11 protein-coding genes are annotated in these 17,712 nt (G+C 32.1%); 8 read left to right on the forward strand and 3 right to left on the reverse strand.

Features of this window, described 5'->3' with window-relative positions:
- The first annotated feature begins 237 nt into the window (after nt 1–237).
- The 4 genes from H2650_RS15230 to H2650_RS15245 are packed head-to-tail and all read left to right on the forward strand — an operon-like array spanning nt 238 to nt 3,470.
- Complete coding sequence (locus H2650_RS15230) at nt 238–1,248, forward strand: dipeptide epimerase (RefSeq protein WP_188051684.1); 1,011 nt, start codon at nt 238–240, stop codon at nt 1,246–1,248.
- A 5-nt stretch (nt 1,249–1,253) separates the two neighbouring features.
- The gene (locus H2650_RS15235) at nt 1,254–2,285 is read left to right on the forward strand and encodes an aminotransferase class I/II-fold pyridoxal phosphate-dependent enzyme (protein ID WP_188051685.1); all 1,032 of its coding nucleotides are present in this window, start codon (nt 1,254–1,256) and stop codon (nt 2,283–2,285) included.
- 56 nt (nt 2,286–2,341) lie between these two features.
- The gene (locus H2650_RS15240; protein ID WP_188051694.1) at nt 2,342–2,809 is read left to right on the forward strand and encodes a DUF1456 family protein; all 468 of its coding nucleotides are present in this window, start codon (nt 2,342–2,344) and stop codon (nt 2,807–2,809) included.
- A 1-nt stretch (nt 2,810) separates the two neighbouring features.
- Nucleotides 2,811–3,470: an NAD(P)H-binding protein gene (locus tag H2650_RS15245; RefSeq protein ID WP_188051686.1), complete on the forward strand. Its 660-nt coding sequence runs from the start codon at nt 2,811–2,813 to the stop codon at nt 3,468–3,470.
- Nucleotides 3,471–3,558: 88 nt separating this feature from the next.
- Here H2650_RS15245 and H2650_RS15250 read toward each other — a convergent pair whose 3' ends face one another.
- On the reverse strand, nt 3,559–5,124 hold the full coding sequence (locus H2650_RS15250) for a YdiU family protein (RefSeq protein WP_188051687.1): 1,566 nt from the start codon (nt 5,122–5,124) through the stop codon (nt 3,559–3,561).
- Between the two features lie 208 nt (nt 5,125–5,332).
- A complete protein-coding gene (gene sucC, locus H2650_RS15255) occupies nt 5,333–6,526 on the reverse strand; it encodes an ADP-forming succinate--CoA ligase subunit beta (RefSeq protein ID WP_188051688.1) in 1,194 nt (397 codons plus the stop codon).
- A gap of 418 nt (nt 6,527–6,944) precedes the next feature.
- Between sucC and gltB the strand changes: the two genes are divergently transcribed.
- The 3 genes from gltB to lysA all read left to right on the forward strand — a co-directional run bounded on the left by gltB (nt 6,945) and on the right by lysA (nt 14,301).
- A complete protein-coding gene (gene gltB, locus H2650_RS15260; protein WP_188051689.1) occupies nt 6,945–11,462 on the forward strand; it encodes a glutamate synthase large subunit in 4,518 nt (1,505 codons plus the stop codon).
- A 2-nt stretch (nt 11,463–11,464) separates the two neighbouring features.
- A complete protein-coding gene (locus H2650_RS15265; RefSeq protein ID WP_188051690.1) occupies nt 11,465–12,919 on the forward strand; it encodes a glutamate synthase subunit beta in 1,455 nt (484 codons plus the stop codon).
- 161 nt (nt 12,920–13,080) lie between these two features.
- Complete coding sequence (gene lysA, locus H2650_RS15270; protein ID WP_188051691.1) at nt 13,081–14,301, forward strand: diaminopimelate decarboxylase; 1,221 nt, start codon at nt 13,081–13,083, stop codon at nt 14,299–14,301.
- A gap of 123 nt (nt 14,302–14,424) precedes the next feature.
- Here lysA and pafA read toward each other — a convergent pair whose 3' ends face one another.
- Entirely contained in the window at nt 14,425–16,038 is a 1,614-nt protein-coding gene (pafA, locus tag H2650_RS15275) for an alkaline phosphatase PafA (RefSeq protein ID WP_188051692.1), read from the reverse strand.
- Between the two features lie 373 nt (nt 16,039–16,411).
- Here pafA and H2650_RS15280 point away from each other — a divergent pair, with 373 nt between their 5' ends.
- Nucleotides 16,412–17,314: a DUF6268 family outer membrane beta-barrel protein gene (locus H2650_RS15280; RefSeq protein ID WP_223151124.1), complete on the forward strand. Its 903-nt coding sequence runs from the start codon at nt 16,412–16,414 to the stop codon at nt 17,312–17,314.
- Nucleotides 17,315–17,712 lie beyond the last annotated feature (398 nt).

Consider the following 17,712-nt stretch of genomic DNA (forward strand, 5'->3'; position numbering starts at 1 on the left):
GTGCCAGTAAAAAAAAGCTTAAATAGGAGTTTATAAAATTTAAGTAAAAACCAACTCAAAAAAAAGCATAAATAATTGTAAATCAACATCCAAAAAATTTAAAAAAAAATAACAGACAAAAGAACATATTTATAAAATAAAATTTTAAAAGTATTAAAATAGTATATCTATTAAAATAAAATAATCATCCGTATTACAATAATTATTATTAATTTTAAATTCTAAATTTCGAATTAAATGGAACTCATTATAAGAGAATACAACCTCAAGTTAAAACATACGTTTACGATTTCTAGAGAATCAATAGACTTTCAGCCCTCGCTTATTGTTGAACTTAGAAATGAAGGTTTTTCTGGTTTTGGCGAAGCCACTTCAAATCCTTATTATAAAACTACCGTTCCGGTAATGATGCAGGATTTAGAAAAAATTAGAACTCTAATCCAAAATACTACTAACGAAACACCCGAAGAATTTTGGGCAAAAATTCATCCTTATTTAAAACATGATATGTTTGCTTTGTGCGCTCTGGATATGGCATACAATGATTTATATGCACGCCAAAAAGGAAAAAAATTATATGAATTGTGGAATTACAGCACCAATTCAAATCCGTTAACAGATTACACTATTGGAATTGCTTCCATTGAGAAAATGGTAGCTAAAATGCAAGAACTTCCGTGGCCTATTTACAAAATTAAATTAGGCACAAAAGAAGACATCGCTATTATTAAAGAACTTAGAAAACATACCAATGCTATTTTTAGAATAGACGCTAATTGTGGCTGGAGCGTTGAAGAAACTATAAATAATGCAGTAGAATTAAAAAAACTAGGTGTTGAATTCCTGGAACAACCGCTTAAAGTAGATAATTGGGAAGGACATAAAGAAGTTTTCAAACATTCAGTTCTACCCATTATTGCCGATGAAAGTTGTATTATCGAAGAAGATGTATCTAAATGTCATTCTCATTTTCATGGCGTAAATGTTAAATTAGTGAAATGTGGTGGCTTGACTCCTGGAAGACGAATGATTCAAGAAGCTAAAAAATTAGGCCTAAAAACAATGGTAGGTTGCATGACTGAATCTACTGTAGGAATATCTGCAATTGCGCAATTGTTACCACTTCTTGATTATGTAGATATGGATGGAGGATTGCTTTTAGCCCAAGATATTGCAACTGGAGTGACCATAGATTTTGGAAAAATATCCTATTCTAAACTTAATGGAACTGGCGTGACTTTAATTTAAAACTAATGAAAGTTAACCAATTTCCAGATCGAAGAATTAAAATCGATAATGAAGAATTTCTTTATTTTGGCGGAACGGCCTATTTAGGTTTGCCAACAAATAAAGCTTTTCAAGAATTGGTTATTCAAAATATTTTGAGATGGGGAACGGCTTATGGAAGTTCCAGAAGTGCTAATATCGAACTAACTGCATACGAGAATGGAGAATTATTTTTAGCGAAATATATAAAAGCAGAAGCCGCTCTTACCGTTTCTTCTGGTATGTTGGCTGGAAAATTAGCGTTGGAAGTTTTAGCCCGTCAAACGGATTGTTTTTTTCATTTCCCTAACACACATACAGCGCTGAAAGTAGCTTCTAGCCTACCCTTTTTTGTAGAAAAAGAATTAAATCCTCGTTTGCTAAATTCAGTATCTGAAAAAATTACTATTTTAACGGATTCCGTTCCTTCTTTTCATACAAAACTTATTGATCTTTCCGTTTTGAATTCCATTCCTTCAAACAAAGAAATTACTTTGTTGGTTGATGAATCGCATTCACTAGGGATTTTAGGAACGAATGGATGTGGTATGTATTCGGATATTTTATTTCCAAATATCAAGAGAAAAATTATGATTGCCTCTTTAGGAAAAGCATTAGGTCTTACTGGAGGAGTTGTTGCAAGCGATACTGATTTTATTAGCAAAATCAGTAAACTAGACACCTTTGTTTCTAGTGCTGGCATGAATCCTGCATTTGTCCAAACTATAGCTGATGCTGAAGAAATATATTCGCAACAACATCAAAAATTAAAAGTTAATTTACAATACATTGATAAAAAATTAAACAAAAACAAATTAATTCTTTTTCATGAAAATTACCCTTTAATTTATCCTTCTATTGAAGGTTTAAAGGAAATTTTCCTCACCAATAAAATCATCGCAACAAATTTTAAATATCCAACTGGAAATACTAATTTAAATAGAATTGTTATTACTGCTAATCATACTAAAGAAGATTTAGACACTATAATTCGAATTTTAAACGCACCTCAATTGTAATTTTAAAAACGTGGTGTAATTGCATTTTAACCGTACCTTTGTAAAAAATAAAAATGATGACTAACAACGATATCTTTAAAAAACTTCGTGTAGCTTTAATGTTACGTGATGATCAAATAGTTGAAATATTAGAACTGGTAGATTTTAGAATCACTAAATCAGAATTAGGTGCTTTTTTTCGTGATGAAAAACATGAAAACTACATGGAATGTGGTGACCAGGTGTTGCGTAATTTCCTAAATGCATTAGTAATTCATTTGCGTGGAACAAAAGAGAATCCTAAAAATCCCAACGATGTTTTAGCTAAACATAAAGCACAAATTCCGGCGAAAGACGGAGCGAAAGACAGACCTGAGTTTAAGGCAAAACCAAGAGATGAAGAAAAATCAAGAGGTGATGAAGCTCCTTCTAAGTCAAGACCTGCTACAAAAAACACATCTAAAAAGCAATATCCAAAAGGAAATTCAAAAGTTCAAGTAGTTGAAAAAGTAAAATTTAATTTTGGTAAGAATAAAAAATCCTAGTATGAAAACGGCTTTGGTAATTGGAAGTACTGGTTTAATTGGTTCATACCTCTTAACGGAACTATTAGAAAGTGATCAATACAGTCATGTAATCACTTTTTCAAAAAGAGATACTGGTATAAAGCATCCTAAATTAAAGCAACATATCATTGATTTTGATCAACCAGAAAGCTATAAAGAATTAGTGGTTGGAGATGATTTCTTTTGTACAATTGGCACAACCATTAAGCAAGCGGGAAGCCAAAAAGCTTTTAGGAAAGTAGATTATGAATATCCAAAACAGTTTGCAGAAATTGCTTCACAAAACAAGGTGAAACAATTCTTGATAATTTCATCTCTACGTGCCGATGCAAATTCTAGTAATTTTTATTTAAAAACTAAAGGCGAAATTCAAGATTACCTTCGCACTTCAGATTTTGAAACCATTGCTGTATTACAGCCTTCTCTTTTATTAGGTAACCGTAATGAATTTAGATTAGCAGAGAAAATAGGTGGTCTTTTTATGAAAATGCTCCCCTTTTTATTCTTTGGAAATTTAAAAAAACACAAACCTATAGAGGGTAAAATAGTCGCGAAAGCACTTTTTAAGATTGCACAGCAAAAGCATAAAGGTTTCAAAATATACGAATCAGCTTTACTCCAAGAAATGGGAGAATCATAATAAATTAAAACCTGCTTGTATCAAGCAGGTTTTTTTATTACTATTTTTAATGTTGCCGAAGTAAATTAATTTCTTATTAAAATATATTTTAAGAACTACAACTTAACATTGATGAACCCACTTTATTTCTTGCCCAATCCGGTCTTTTGGCAAACCATTTTTGAAAATTAGGTTGTTCATCATAGGGTTTTTTAAGCATTTCAATTAATTCACATAACAAAGAATAATCACCTTTCTCTGCATCATCAATACATAATTGTGAGATATAGTTTCGCAATACATATTTAGGATTAATACCATTCATCTTTTGTTTTCTTTCTAAGTCGGAAAGCGTTTGTTCATTTATTCTAAAATTATAAATTTCAAACCAATCATACCATTCTTTCAAGAGCACTTCATTCAATTCTTTTTCATTATAAAAAGCTTCTTTTATTTTTCCAAAAGCTACCGCTACTGCATCTTCTTTTGCTATGTTGCCTAAATTCCTAAAGAAAATAGTCATGTCTGTTTCTACTTTTTCAAGTAATTCAGTCAATCGATTAACTAAAAATAGATCATCGTCGCTTTTGTTTTGTATACCTAATTTATCTTGCATCATATTCAGATATTGCTTTTCATAATTAGAACTGTAGGCTTCTAGAATTGCTTCTAAAGGTTTAGCATCTTCTATTAAAGGATAGAGTGCATTCGCTAACTGATATAAATTCCACAATGCAATTTCAGGTTGGTTGCCAAATCGGTATCTTTTATGCTGATTATCTGTAGTATTGGGTGTCCAACCAGTATTATAATCTTCTAACCAACCGTAAGGTCCATAATCAATCGTTAGGCCGTGAATAGACATGTTATCCGTGTTCATAACTCCGTGAACAAAACCAACACGTTGCCATTCTACAATCATTTTTAAAGTGGCTTGAGTAACCTCTTCAAAAAATGCTAAATATTTTTCGACACCTTCCGACTTAACATTCGGAAAATGATTTTTGATTGTGAAATCAGCTAATAGTTTAAGATTAACGAGATCTTCTCTAGCGGCAAAGATTTCAAAACTACCAAAACGAATAAAAGAAGGTGCTACTCTACTAACAATAGCGCCTTTTTCGTATGCTGGGTTTCCATTGTACAAAACATCACGTAGTACTTGATCTCCAGAAAGCATCAAAGAAAGAGAACGTGTTGTGGGAACGCCTAAATAAAACATCGCTTCTGCACACAAATATTCTCTAATAGAAGATCGTAAAACAGCTAAACCGTCGGCTGTTCTTGAATATGGCGTTGGTCCTGCTCCTTTTAATTGCAAAGTATACGTTTTACCATCATGAGTAACTTCAGTAAGATTTATAGCACGACCGTCCCCTAATTGTCCCGCCCAATTTCCAAATTGATGTCCAGCATAACACATGGCAAAAGGTTTGGCTTCAGGATAAATAGAATTCCCAGAAAATACATTTAAGAAATCAGTAGAAAGTAAGTCTTGCTCTGAAAGTCCAATTTCTAGTGCTACTTCTTTAGAAGCATGAATTAAGAAAGGTTTTTCTGTTTTTTTAGGTTCAACAAACGAGAAGCAAGCTTGATGTACTTGTCTAGGTTCGTTAGTTTGTATAGGATCAGCTGGTAATTCTGAAGTAAATTTATTTTGTATATTTAATTTCATATCTTCTATTGTTTAGCTACGCAAATTAAATAATTTGAGTAAATACAAAGATATTCTATACAATACAGATACCTTTATTTTTACGATAACTTTATACTATTATTGAAATCCTTTTTCTTATTTAGAAAATACCTCATAAAAAGTAAATAGCAAAAAAAAACCTGTTTGCTAAGGCAAACAGGTTTTTTTAATATATAACAATTTGTAATTAAGAAAGTGCAGCTTTTACTTGGTCTGCAGCTTCTTGAAATTCAACAGCAGATAATATTGGCATTCCTGAATTATCAATTAATTCTTTTGCAATTGCTGCATTAGTCCCTTGTAAACGAACAATAATTGGCACTTTTATAGCATCACCCATGTTTTTGTATGCATCAACAACTCCTTGAGCAACACGATCACAACGAACGATTCCTCCAAAAATGTTAATCAAAATTGCTTTAACGTTTGGATCTTTCAAGATAATACGGAAAGCAGTTTCAACACGTTTTGCATCAGCAGTTCCACCTACGTCAAGGAAGTTTGCAGGCTCAAAACCAGCGTACTTAATTAAATCCATAGTTGCCATTGCTAAACCAGCTCCGTTCACCATACATCCAACAGTACCGTCAAGATCTACATAGTTTAATCCTACTTCTTTAGCTTCAACTTCGATTGGATTCTCCTCACGAATGTCGCGCATTTCAGCATATTTAGTTTGTCTGTATAAAGCATTATCATCGATATTTACTTTAGCATCAACAGCCATTATTTTATTGTCAGATGTTTTTAACACTGGGTTAATTTCAAACATCGAAGCATCAGATCCAATATAAGCATTATATAAAGAATCGATAAATTTTACCATTTCTTTGAAAGCATTTCCAGAAAGACCTAAGTTAAAAGCAATTCTTCTTGCTTGAAAACCTTGTAATCCTACAGCAGGATCAATTTCCTCAGTAAAGATTAAATGTGGTGTGTGCTCTGCAACTTCTTCAATATCCATTCCACCTTCAGTAGAATACATAATCATGTTACGTCCAGTCGCTCTGTTTAACAATACAGAAACATAAAACTCAGACGTTTCACTTTCTCCAGGATAGTAAACATCTTCTGCGATTAAAACGGTACTTACTTTTTTACCTTCAGCCGAAGTTTGAGGTGTAACTAATTGCATTCCGATAATTTGTCCTGCAATTTCTTCTACTTGTTGTAAGTTTTTGGCAAGTTTAACTCCACCACCTTTTCCACGTCCACCTGCATGAACTTGGGCTTTTACAACATACCAACTTGTACCTGTTTCAGTAGTTAATTGTTTTGCAGCTTCTACAGCTTCTGCTGCGCTATTTGCAATGATTCCGCGTTGAATGCGAACTCCGTAGCTTGCTAAAATCTCTTTTCCTTGATATTCGTGTATGTTCATAATATAGAATTTGTCTGGCTTCTGAATTTCTTTCAGAATAAAAGTGCGACAAAAATAGCAAAATTCATCTGAATAGAGAAATGTTTTGATATTAAAAAAAAGATAATAACAGCCAATTAAAAATCAACTTGTCTTTTTTTTGTTTTTAACTGGAAAATAGAAAAAATATTCTTCTTGACCTTATACATTAAAAATTACTATATCGATTGAGTAATTAGTCGCTAATACCCTATAATTAAAGCGATTTTACTTTTTTAAAAATAATAATTTAAAGATTTATCATTTACGAACATATAAATTACACAATTGATATTTATTTATCAATTTTGGAATAAAATTAAGAAAAATGAATCAATATCAATTATTTATTAAATTAAATTCACTTAAATATTTATTTTTGTATTAAAAACACAACAAAATGAAAATTAAAGAACAAGGCCTTTATTTGCCAGAATTTGAACACGATAATTGTGGAGCAGGATTCATTTGTAATTTAAATGGAATTAAGTCGAATGATATTATACACAAAGCACTCGATATTTTAATAAAATTAGAGCATCGTGGTGCGGTAAGTGCCGATGGAAGAACCGGTGATGGAGCAGGAATACTTTTTGACATACCTCATGATTTTTTTAAAAAAGTATGTGACTTTGAACTTCCCGAAGTAAGACAATATGCAGTAGGAATGGTTTTCATGCCAAAAAGTTTAAATCAAGTTGCTTTTTGTAAAACCGCTTTTGAAAATGCTATAAAAGATCAAAATCTAGCCATTTTAGGGTGGAGAGAAGTACCAGTTGCAGCTGAAAATCTAGGACAAATTGCGGCTGAAAAAGAACCAACAGTAAAACAAGTGTTTGTTGGTAAAAATGGTTTAGACATAACAGAACAGCAATTTAACGCTAAAATGTTTGCCGCTAGAAAAATTGCAGAACACACTATTCGAAATTCTAGAACTTCAGAAAGTCACATGTTCTATTTTTCTAGTTTTTCGACTACAACCATAATTTATAAAGGACTGTTGATGCCAGAAGATATCAGTCGTTATTATACTGATTTATCGGATTCAGATCTAGTAACTAGATTAGCGTTGGTACACCAACGATTTTCTACCAATACATTTCCGTCTTGGGAACTCGCACAACCTTTTAGGTATATGTGTCACAATGGTGAAATAAATACACTTCGTGGAAACATCAGTAGAATGCGAGCTCGTGAAGAATTGATGGAAAGTGCTGTTTTTGGAGATGATTTAAAAAAATTATTCCCTATTATATTAGAAGGAAAATCAGATTCAGCTTCTATGGATATGGTTGTCGAATTATTATTGATGACGGGTCGCTCCTTACCAGAAGCGATGATGATGGTTGTTCCAGAAGCTTGGGAAAAGCACCAAACCATGTCTGAAGAGAAAAAAGCATTTTACGAATACAATGCTTGTATTATGGAACCTTGGGACGGTCCCGCTTCTATTCCGTTTACTGATGGTGACGTTATTGGTGCTTTACTCGATAGAAATGGATTGCGTCCTTCTCGCTATACCTTGACCAAAAGTGGTTTTGTGATTATGTCTTCAGAAATTGGAGTATTAGATATAAAGCCTGAAGATGTAATTCAACACGGTCGTTTAGAGCCAGGGAAAATGTTCTTAGTAGACATGAACCAAGGCCGAATTATAGAGGATGATGAGATTAAAAATGCCATTGCAACGAAAAGACCTTACAAAAAATGGTTGGATGAAAACTTACTCCAATTAGCTGAAGTTCCTTATACCAATAATGCAATTCCAACTGAAAGTGTTGATTTTGGAACCAGACAGCGTTTGTTTGGTTATACCATCGAAGATTTAAAAACAATCATAAATCCTATGGGTACTTATGGTGTAGAAGCTTTAAGCTCGATGGGAAACGATACTCCTCTAGCCGTTTTATCCGATCAGCCACAACTTTTATATAATTATTTCAAACAATTATTCGCACAAGTTACTAATCCACCTTTGGATGGTATTCGTGAAGAGATTATCACAGATATTAGTTTAGCTGTTGGTGGTGATTTTAATCTTTTTGAGATTGAATCCAAGCAATGCAAAAAGCTAAAAATTCAAAATCCTGTTATTTCTAATGAGGATTTGGATAAATTAAGAAATATTGACCATGTTGATTTCAAATCAGTAACCATTTCTACATTATATGATATAGAAAAAGGAGTAAACGGATTAGAACGTGCTTTAGAAAGAGCGGTTCAAGCAACATTTAAAGCAGTTTCTGAAGGTTGTAATATCGTAATTATTTCGGATAGAGGCGTAAGTGATAAAATGGCTCCTATACCAATGTTATTGGCGTGTTCTTACATTCATCATTCACTGAACATCCTTAAATCACGTTCTAAATTTGGCATCATTATCGAATCAGCAGAACCTCGTGAACCGCACCATTTTGCTTTATTATTTGGTTATGGAGCAAGTGCCATCAATCCTTATATGGTGAATGAAATTATTCACAACCAAATAAATCAAGGTTTTATCACTGGTGTAAAAGCAGATTACGCCATCAAAAACTACAATAAAGCGATTGCAAAAGGAATTCTTAAAATCATGAATAAAATTGGCATCTCTACTTTACATTCGTACAGAGCAGCGCAGATTTTTGAAATTTTAGGTTTAAATAAAACATTCTCTTCTAAATATTTCCCTTACACTCCGTCAAGAATTGAAGGAATTGGTCTAATGGAAATCGAAAAAGAAATCAAGAAAAGATACCAAAAAGCGTTTCCAAATTCTGAAATTGCAAATCTTTTACCACTAGAAATAGGCGGAATTTACAGATGGAGAAGAAATGGAGAAAAACACATGTTTAACCCAACGACTATTTCTAAACTACAACAAGCGGTACGATTAAACAGCCCAGAAAGTTACAAAGAATATGCTACGATGGTGAATGATCAAAGCGAAAACTTGATGACTATTAGAGGTTTATTCGAATTTAATAATCTAGATCCTATTTCAATTGATGAAGTAGAACCTTGGACCGAAATTGTAAAAAAATTCAAAACTGGCGCGATGTCATACGGATCTATCAGTCAGGAAGCGCACGAAAATTTGGCAATAGCCATGAACAGAATTGGCGGAAAAAGTAATTCTGGAGAAGGTGGAGAAGATCAAAGACGTTTTCAGAAAGAGGAAAATGGAGATTCTAAAAACAGTGCTATCAAACAAGTTGCCTCTGGGAGATTTGGAGTTTCGATAAACTACTTGACAAACGCTAAAGAGATTCAAATAAAAATGGCTCAAGGTGCTAAACCTGGAGAAGGCGGGCAATTACCCGGTGAAAAAGTAGTACCATGGATTGCAGCGACAAGAAACTCAACTCCTTATGTGGGATTAATTTCACCTCCGCCACATCATGATATTTATTCTATCGAAGATTTATCCCAATTAATTTTCGATTTAAAAAATGCAAACCGAGAAGCGCGTATTAATGTAAAATTAGTATCAGAAGTTGGTGTTGGAACCATTGCTGCAGGAGTTGCTAAAGCAAAAGCTGATGTAATTTTAATTTCAGGATATGACGGAGGAACTGGTGCTGCACCATTAACATCCTTGCAACATACAGGAATTCCTTGGGAACTTGGTTTAGCCGAAGCACAACAAACCCTAATTTTAAATGATTTAAGAAGTCGTGTGGTTTTAGAATGTGATGGACAATTAAAAACAGGTCGTGACGTAGCTATTGCAGCCTTACTTGGAGCTGAGGAATTTGGTTTTGCAACTGCTCCATTAGTAGCATCCGGTTGTATTATGATGCGCGCTTGTCACTTGAATACTTGTCCTGTCGGAATTGCCACTCAAGATCCTGAATTGAGAAAAAACTTCAAAGGAACGCCAGAACACATTATTAATTTCATGTATTTTATTGCAGAAGAATTAAGAGAAATAATGGCACAATTAGGATTTAGAACACTAAAAGAAATGGTGGGACAATCTCAGAAACTGAATGTTAATAAGGCGATTACACATTACAAAGCCAGTGGATTAGATCTATCAGCCATTTTATACAAAACAGAAAAAGCGAAAACGGTTCCAAATCACAATACTACAACACAAGATCACGCATTAGAGCACGTACTCGATTTTGATATTATAAAAGCAGCGATTCCTTCTATTTATAGAAAAGAAAAAACAAGAGTTACTTTCAAAATTAAAAATACGGACCGTTCTGTTGGAGCTATTTTGAGTAATGAAATTTCAAAAATATATGGTGCACAAGGATTACCAGATGACACGATATTAGTGGACTTTGAAGGTTCTGCTGGGCAAAGTTTTGGTGCATTTGCAACGAATGGACTTTCTTTTAAAATTCATGGAAATTGCAATGACTATCTAGGAAAAGGGCTTTCTGGCGGAAAATTAATTATTAAAGTTCCTCCTACTGCAACTTTTAAACCAGAAGAAAATATTATAATAGGAAATGTTGCCCTTTACGGAGCAATTACTGGAGAAGCCTATATAAATGGAATGGCCGGGGAACGTTTTTGTGTTAGAAACTCTGGAGCAATAGCCGTTGTAGAGGGAATTGGAGATCACGGTTGCGAATATATGACTGGAGGCACTGTAGTAGTTTTAGGAAAAACAGGACGAAATTTTGCCGCTGGAATGAGCGGTGGTATTGCTTATGTTTATGATCCAAATAAAAAGTTTGATGCTACATTATGCAATATGGAAATGATAGCTTTTGAAGCTCTTGAAGAGCAAGACACTACTAAATTAAGACGTTTAATTAAAAATCATTCTCTATATACTAGTAGTCCAGTAGCAAAAAGACTTCTGGAAGATTGGGAAAACCAACAGACAAATTTCATCAAAGTAATGCCAACAGATTATAAAAAAGCATTACAAAGATTAGCGGAAGAAAAACAGATTCAAGAACTACTAGCACTATAATCATGGGAAAGATAGGAGGATTTAAAGAATATAATAGAACGGACGAAAACAATATAGTTGTCGAAAAACGTGTCTCAAATTACCTGGAATTTACAATTCCTTTAGAAAAAGACAAGATGAAGGAACAAGGTTCTCGATGTATGGATTGTGGGATTCCTTTTTGTCACAGCGCTTGTCCGTTGGGAAATTTGATTCCTGATTTTAATGATATGGTGCATCAAGAAGAATGGCAAAGCGCATTAGAGATTTTGCAATCGACCAATAATTTTCCAGAATTTACCGGTCGCTTATGCCCTGCTCCATGCGAGAAATCTTGTGTTTTAGGAATTATCAGCGAACCTGTAGCAATTGAGAATATTGAGAAAAATATTATCGAACGCGGTTTTGCCGAAGGATGGATAAAACCGCAAATTCCTAAAATAAGAACAGGAAAAACTATTGCTGTTATAGGTTCTGGTCCTGCTGGATTAGCGGCTGCACAACAATTAAATCGTGCTGGACACACTGTAACAGTTTTTGAAAGAGACAATGCAATTGGCGGTTTATTGCGTTACGGAATTCCAAATTTTAAATTAGAAAAAGGAATTATTGACAGACGCGTCGCCATTTTGGAAGCCGAAGGAATTATTTTTAAAACCAATGTAAACGTTGGTATAAATTATAGTGTTGAAGAATTAAATTCTTTTGACTCTATTGTATTATGCGGAGGAGCAACAGAAAGAAGAAGTTTACCAACAAAAGGAATTGAAAGTAAAGGAGTTGTGCAAGCAATGGATTTCTTGACCCAACAAACCAAAGCATTGTACGGAGAAAAAATTGAAAATCAAGTAATGGCAACTGGCAAAGATGTCATTGTTATAGGTGGTGGAGATACTGGTTCCGATTGTGTAGGAACTTCAAACAGACATGTAGCAAAATCGGTTACTAATTTTGAGATTTTACCAAAACCTCCAATTGGAAGAAGTGAATCTACACCTTGGCCATTTTGGCCTTTGCAATTAAAAACATCTTCTTCGCATGAAGAAGGTTGCGATAGAAACTGGCTAATCAACACAAAAGAGTTTATTTCGAATGAAAAAGGAGAGTTAGTTGGCTTAAAAACTGTTGAAGTTGCATGGAAAATGACTCCCGGACAAAGGCCCGAATTAATTGAAAAAGAAGGTTCTGAGAAAATTTGGCCTTGTGATTTAGTGTTATTAGCTTTAGGATTTACAGGTCCTGAAAAAACGTTAAGCGATCAATTAGGCTTAGAAGCTGATTTAAGAAGTAATTATAAAGCAACTAATTATCAAACAAATATACCTAATATTTTTACCGCTGGTGATATGCGTCGTGGACAATCATTAATTGTTTGGGCAATAACTGAAGGTCGTGAAGCAGCCAGAGAAGTCGACAAGTATTTAATGGGATATACAAACCTACCAACCAAAGGAAATGGCGATTTACCAACTTTATAAATTAATTACTATTTTATTTTTACTGAATTGTATGATAAAATGATTTATTAAAAAATTAGAAAATTGTTTAATTTATAACTTTATGTTATAATTTGTTAGAAACTACTAATTAAGTTGGAGAGCTAAAGAAAGAACAATAAATTTGCTAAAAATTAATAATCATGCAATCAAAAGATTTACTTCAATTAGCTGAACAATTTGGCAGTCCATTATACGTTTATGATGCCGAAAAAATAAAATCACAATACAACAGATTATCAAAAGCTTTCTCTAAGGTAAATAAGTTACGTATTAATTACGCAATGAAAGCACTTTCAAACGTTGCTATTCTTCAACTATTAAGGGAAATGGGGTCAGGGCTTGATACTGTGTCTATTCAAGAAGTGATGTTAGGACTTCATGCGGGTTATGAACCAGATAAAATATTTTACACTCCAAATGGTGTTTCTTTAGAAGAAATTGAAGAAGTTAATGCAATGGGTGTCCAAATTAATATTGACAACTTATCTATACTAGAACAATTTGGAACAAAATATCCAAATGTTCCCGTTTGCATTAGAATAAATCCGCATGTAATGGCAGGAGGAAATGCCAATATATCTGTTGGTCACATTGATAGTAAATTTGGTATTTCTGTTCATCAATTACCTCATTTAGTTCGTATTGTCGAAAATACAAAGATGAATATTGTGGGGATACACATGCATACTGGTTCAGATATTCTTGACATTGAAGTATTTTTGTATGCTGCTGAAATCTTATTTGATGCTGCTAAAAACTTCAAAAATCTTGAATTTCTTGATTTCGGAAGCGGCTTTAAAGTACCCTATAAAAAAGATGATATAGAGACAGATATAGAAGAGTTAGGTAAAAAATTATCTAAAAGATTCAATGCTTTTTGTGTAGAATATGGAAAAGAATTAACACTAATATTTGAACCTGGAAAATTTTTAGTGAGTGAAGCAGGCTATTTTTTAGCAAAAGTGAATGTGGTAAAACAAACTACATCTACGGTTTTCGCTGGTATTGACAGTGGCTTCAATCATTTAATAAGACCTATGTTATACGGTTCACAACATCACATTGAAAACATTTCACATCCCAAAGGAAAAGAACGCTTCTATTCTGTGGTTGGATATATTTGTGAAACCGACACTTTTGCCAACAACAGAAGAATTTCAGAAATTAAAGAAGGTGATATTTTAAGTTTTAGGAATGCAGGAGCCTATTGTTTCTCAATGGCTTCCAATTATAATTCTCGTTACAAACCTGCAGAAGTTTTATGGATGAATGGTGAAGGACATTTAATCAGAGCTCATGAAACTTTTGAAGATTTATTAAAAAATCAAATACCATTACCAACAACTGTTACCAAAGTATAAATTTAATTTACAATATAAAACGGCACTACATTTAATATAGAGCCGTTTTTTTTCTAAAGAAAATAAAAAATACAACAATAAAAAAAAGCTGCATCAAATGATACAGCTTTTTTTTTAAAGTAATTATTTGTTTAAAACCTCTTCTAATACATGAGATTCTGTTCCATTAGGGAAAGTAATTTTAATCTTTTGAGCTATTGTTGGCGCTATTGATGTAATTTCTTTCTTAGAATAAGATTCACCTTGTTTAATATTCCATCCGTAAAAAATAGCTGGCACATGTGTATCATAGGAATAAGGAGTACCATGTGAAGTTCCCAATGCTCCGTGCTCTGAATAACCTGGTTTTTGCAATAAAACTAAATCACCATTTTGAGTAGTATCATATCCTTTAGTGATAAAATTTAAATAATAATCAGCACCTGTTGAAGCTAAAATCTCTTCCTCTGTATAAACACGTTTCATATAGTCTTGTGTCATTAGAAAATCTTTAAAAGCTTGTTTTACTTTGCTCAATTCTAATCCTTTTGACTTAATAATTTCTTTATTAAAGAACAAATTAAAATTGGAATAATTAAGAATTAGATCCGTGCCAAAAGTTTTTGTAGAGAAGTCAGAAAGACTTTTACGAATGTCTTTCGGATTTATATAATCTACCGCATATTTATTATCTTTCAAATAATTAACATTTTCAGCACCAGCATGATCCGCAGTCAAGAAAAGTAAATAATTATCCTTACCCACTGTTTTGTCTAAATAAGTTAAAAAATCAGCAATTGTTTGGTCCAAACGTAAATAAGTGTCTTGTAGTTCCATCGAACGTGGTCCTAATAAATGACCTACATAATCAGTACTAGAAAAACTTACTGCTAAAAAGTCTGTAATATTATCTTTACCTAATTCTTCTTTTGCAATAGCTTCCTTAGCAAATTCGGCTAATAAATCATTCCCAAAAGGAGTTGAACGGATAACTCCTGCACCATTTTTATCATACATATCTTTAAGATTGTATGGCATTGTTGGAGTTTCACTTTTATAAAGTTTCCCTTCATAAGGATTATTATCTACCATACTTTCATTGTATGTAGCTACAGACTTATACAAATCCCAACCTTTATTTATATAAGGCATAAATCTTTTTTCAGAATTAAATTTAGTTACCCAGCTAGGTAATTCTTTTCCATAAAAAGAACTAGAAATAAAAGCTCCTGTTTTACTGAACCAAAATGCCCAATCAGCAAAATGTCCAGCTGGCAATATAGCTCCTCTGTCTTTCATACTTATTCCAATAACTTTTCCTTTAAAATTAGTTGCCATTTTAAGTTCATCAGTTATAGTAGTTGCTTGTAGATTTTTAGGAGACATTTCACCTTCTTCTTTTGTACCATCACCTATTGTAGCGACACTAGCATCATCTGTACAATACATCTGTTTTCCCAGAGTACGACTAAACCACTCATTACCTACAATTCCATGCGTTGAAGGAGTTGCCCCTGTATAGATTGAAGCATGTCCTGGTGCAGTGTAAGTAGGCATATAATTATAATGCATGTTTTGAAAAACGTAACCATTATTGATTAATCTTTTAAAACCATTTGGCGAAAAATCATCAGAAAAGCGATATAAATACTCCATTTTCATCTGATCTACCACTATTCCAACAACTAATTTTGGTCGTTGTTGAGCTTGCGAACTAACCGATAAAATAAATACCAAAAAGAAAATAATTTTTTTCATATTATAATTTTTAATTTAAACAAAAATACAATTTAAAATCCAATCAAACTTTAGACACTACTATAAGACTCTTAATTTAATGAATTATTAACTTGATAAAAATCTAAAAATTAGTCTTACTTATTATTAATATTTTTTTTAAAATAATGTATTGTAAGAATTTAATTAATTGCGAATAGAAAGTAAATTTCAAAACTATAAATTCAAAAAAAACAATTGAAAATTAGTATACTAATTTTAAAAAAGAATTATAATCAAATATAAATTATCAAGAAAAATATTTTAATATAAAACTCAAATTATAAATACTAATAATGAATACATTAACGGTAAATTAAAAAAAACATATTATAAAAACAGTTATATTTATATAATGCGAAAAACACTTATTTTACTCTTTTTATTTATTCCTCTACTAACTAAAGCTCAAGAATATGTAGATGTATTAAGTGTCAGTTATTCGAAGACTGAAAAAACTTCTTTTAAAAATACTTTAGATACGTCGAATATTAGCATTTTTGATGCTAAATTAACTTTACCAATTGTACTTAACCAAAAAACAGCACTTATTACTGGATTTGATTTTAGTATCAAGGAATTACAATTATTCACTAATACTGACAATACTAAATTATTTTATAATCGTATTAAATTAGGTATAACAAGTCAGCATTCAGATAACTGGAATGGTACATACATACTACTACCTGTAGTTTCATCAGATTATAAAAAACTAAGTTTTAAAGATATTTATGCTGGTGGAATTGCATTGTGGACTTATAAAAAAAATAAGAGATTAAATTATAAATTTGGGGTATATGCAGGTAATGAAGCCTATGGTTTCTATATTACGCCATTGGTAGGAATATATTACATTAGTCCTAGTTCTAATTTTGAAATTAGTGCTTTACTACCGGGGCTTTTTGATATGAATTATAAAATTTCAAGTAAAACAAAATTAGGTATTGACTACAAAGGAGTTTCAGAAACATATAAGATACATGAGGAAAATAAAAAAACAACTTACACCGAAAATCGAACTCTTGAATCTTCATCATACATACAGAATAATTCATTGTATAATAACCTTCTGCTTCGACTAAAATTTGGCTTTTCAACTAATAAATATGATGTTTATACCGAAGGTGATAAAATTGATCTATCAATAACACCAATAAAAATTGGAGATAATCGAATAAAGTTAAATACAAATTTAAATAGTTCTGCTTTTTTAAAAGTAGAAGCAATATATCGTTTTGATATTCCTTCTAAATAAAAAATATTGAAAACTCAAATTAAATTAACTATACAAGCAACAATAAATACATTAATATAATAGGTAAAACCTTTTAGATCTTAATTTAGAGGTTTGAGGAACATAGCGTTTTTCCTTTTTAATCTAACGAATATCTATGCATACTTTTTACTATCGTTATGAGCCTTAGTGTCTCTTCTTGCTTTTTAAAACATATTAACACAAAATAGTCAACAATGATTTCGGTTAATATTAACTTGATTAGTTTGCTATAGAAATCTTGCATTTGGTAGAATTTGAAATCACAAATATCTAGATTTTAATATTTCCCATAACAATTTGTATTGATCCATAATCTAATATTTTCGGATAATACCCAACTTTTGAGATTGATCCCACAATACTTTTAATTAAAAATA

Origin of the sequence: Flavobacterium sp. GP15, from assembly GCF_014281985.1 — a bacterium.
GTDB lineage: Bacteria > Bacteroidota > Bacteroidia > Flavobacteriales > Flavobacteriaceae > Flavobacterium > Flavobacterium pygoscelis.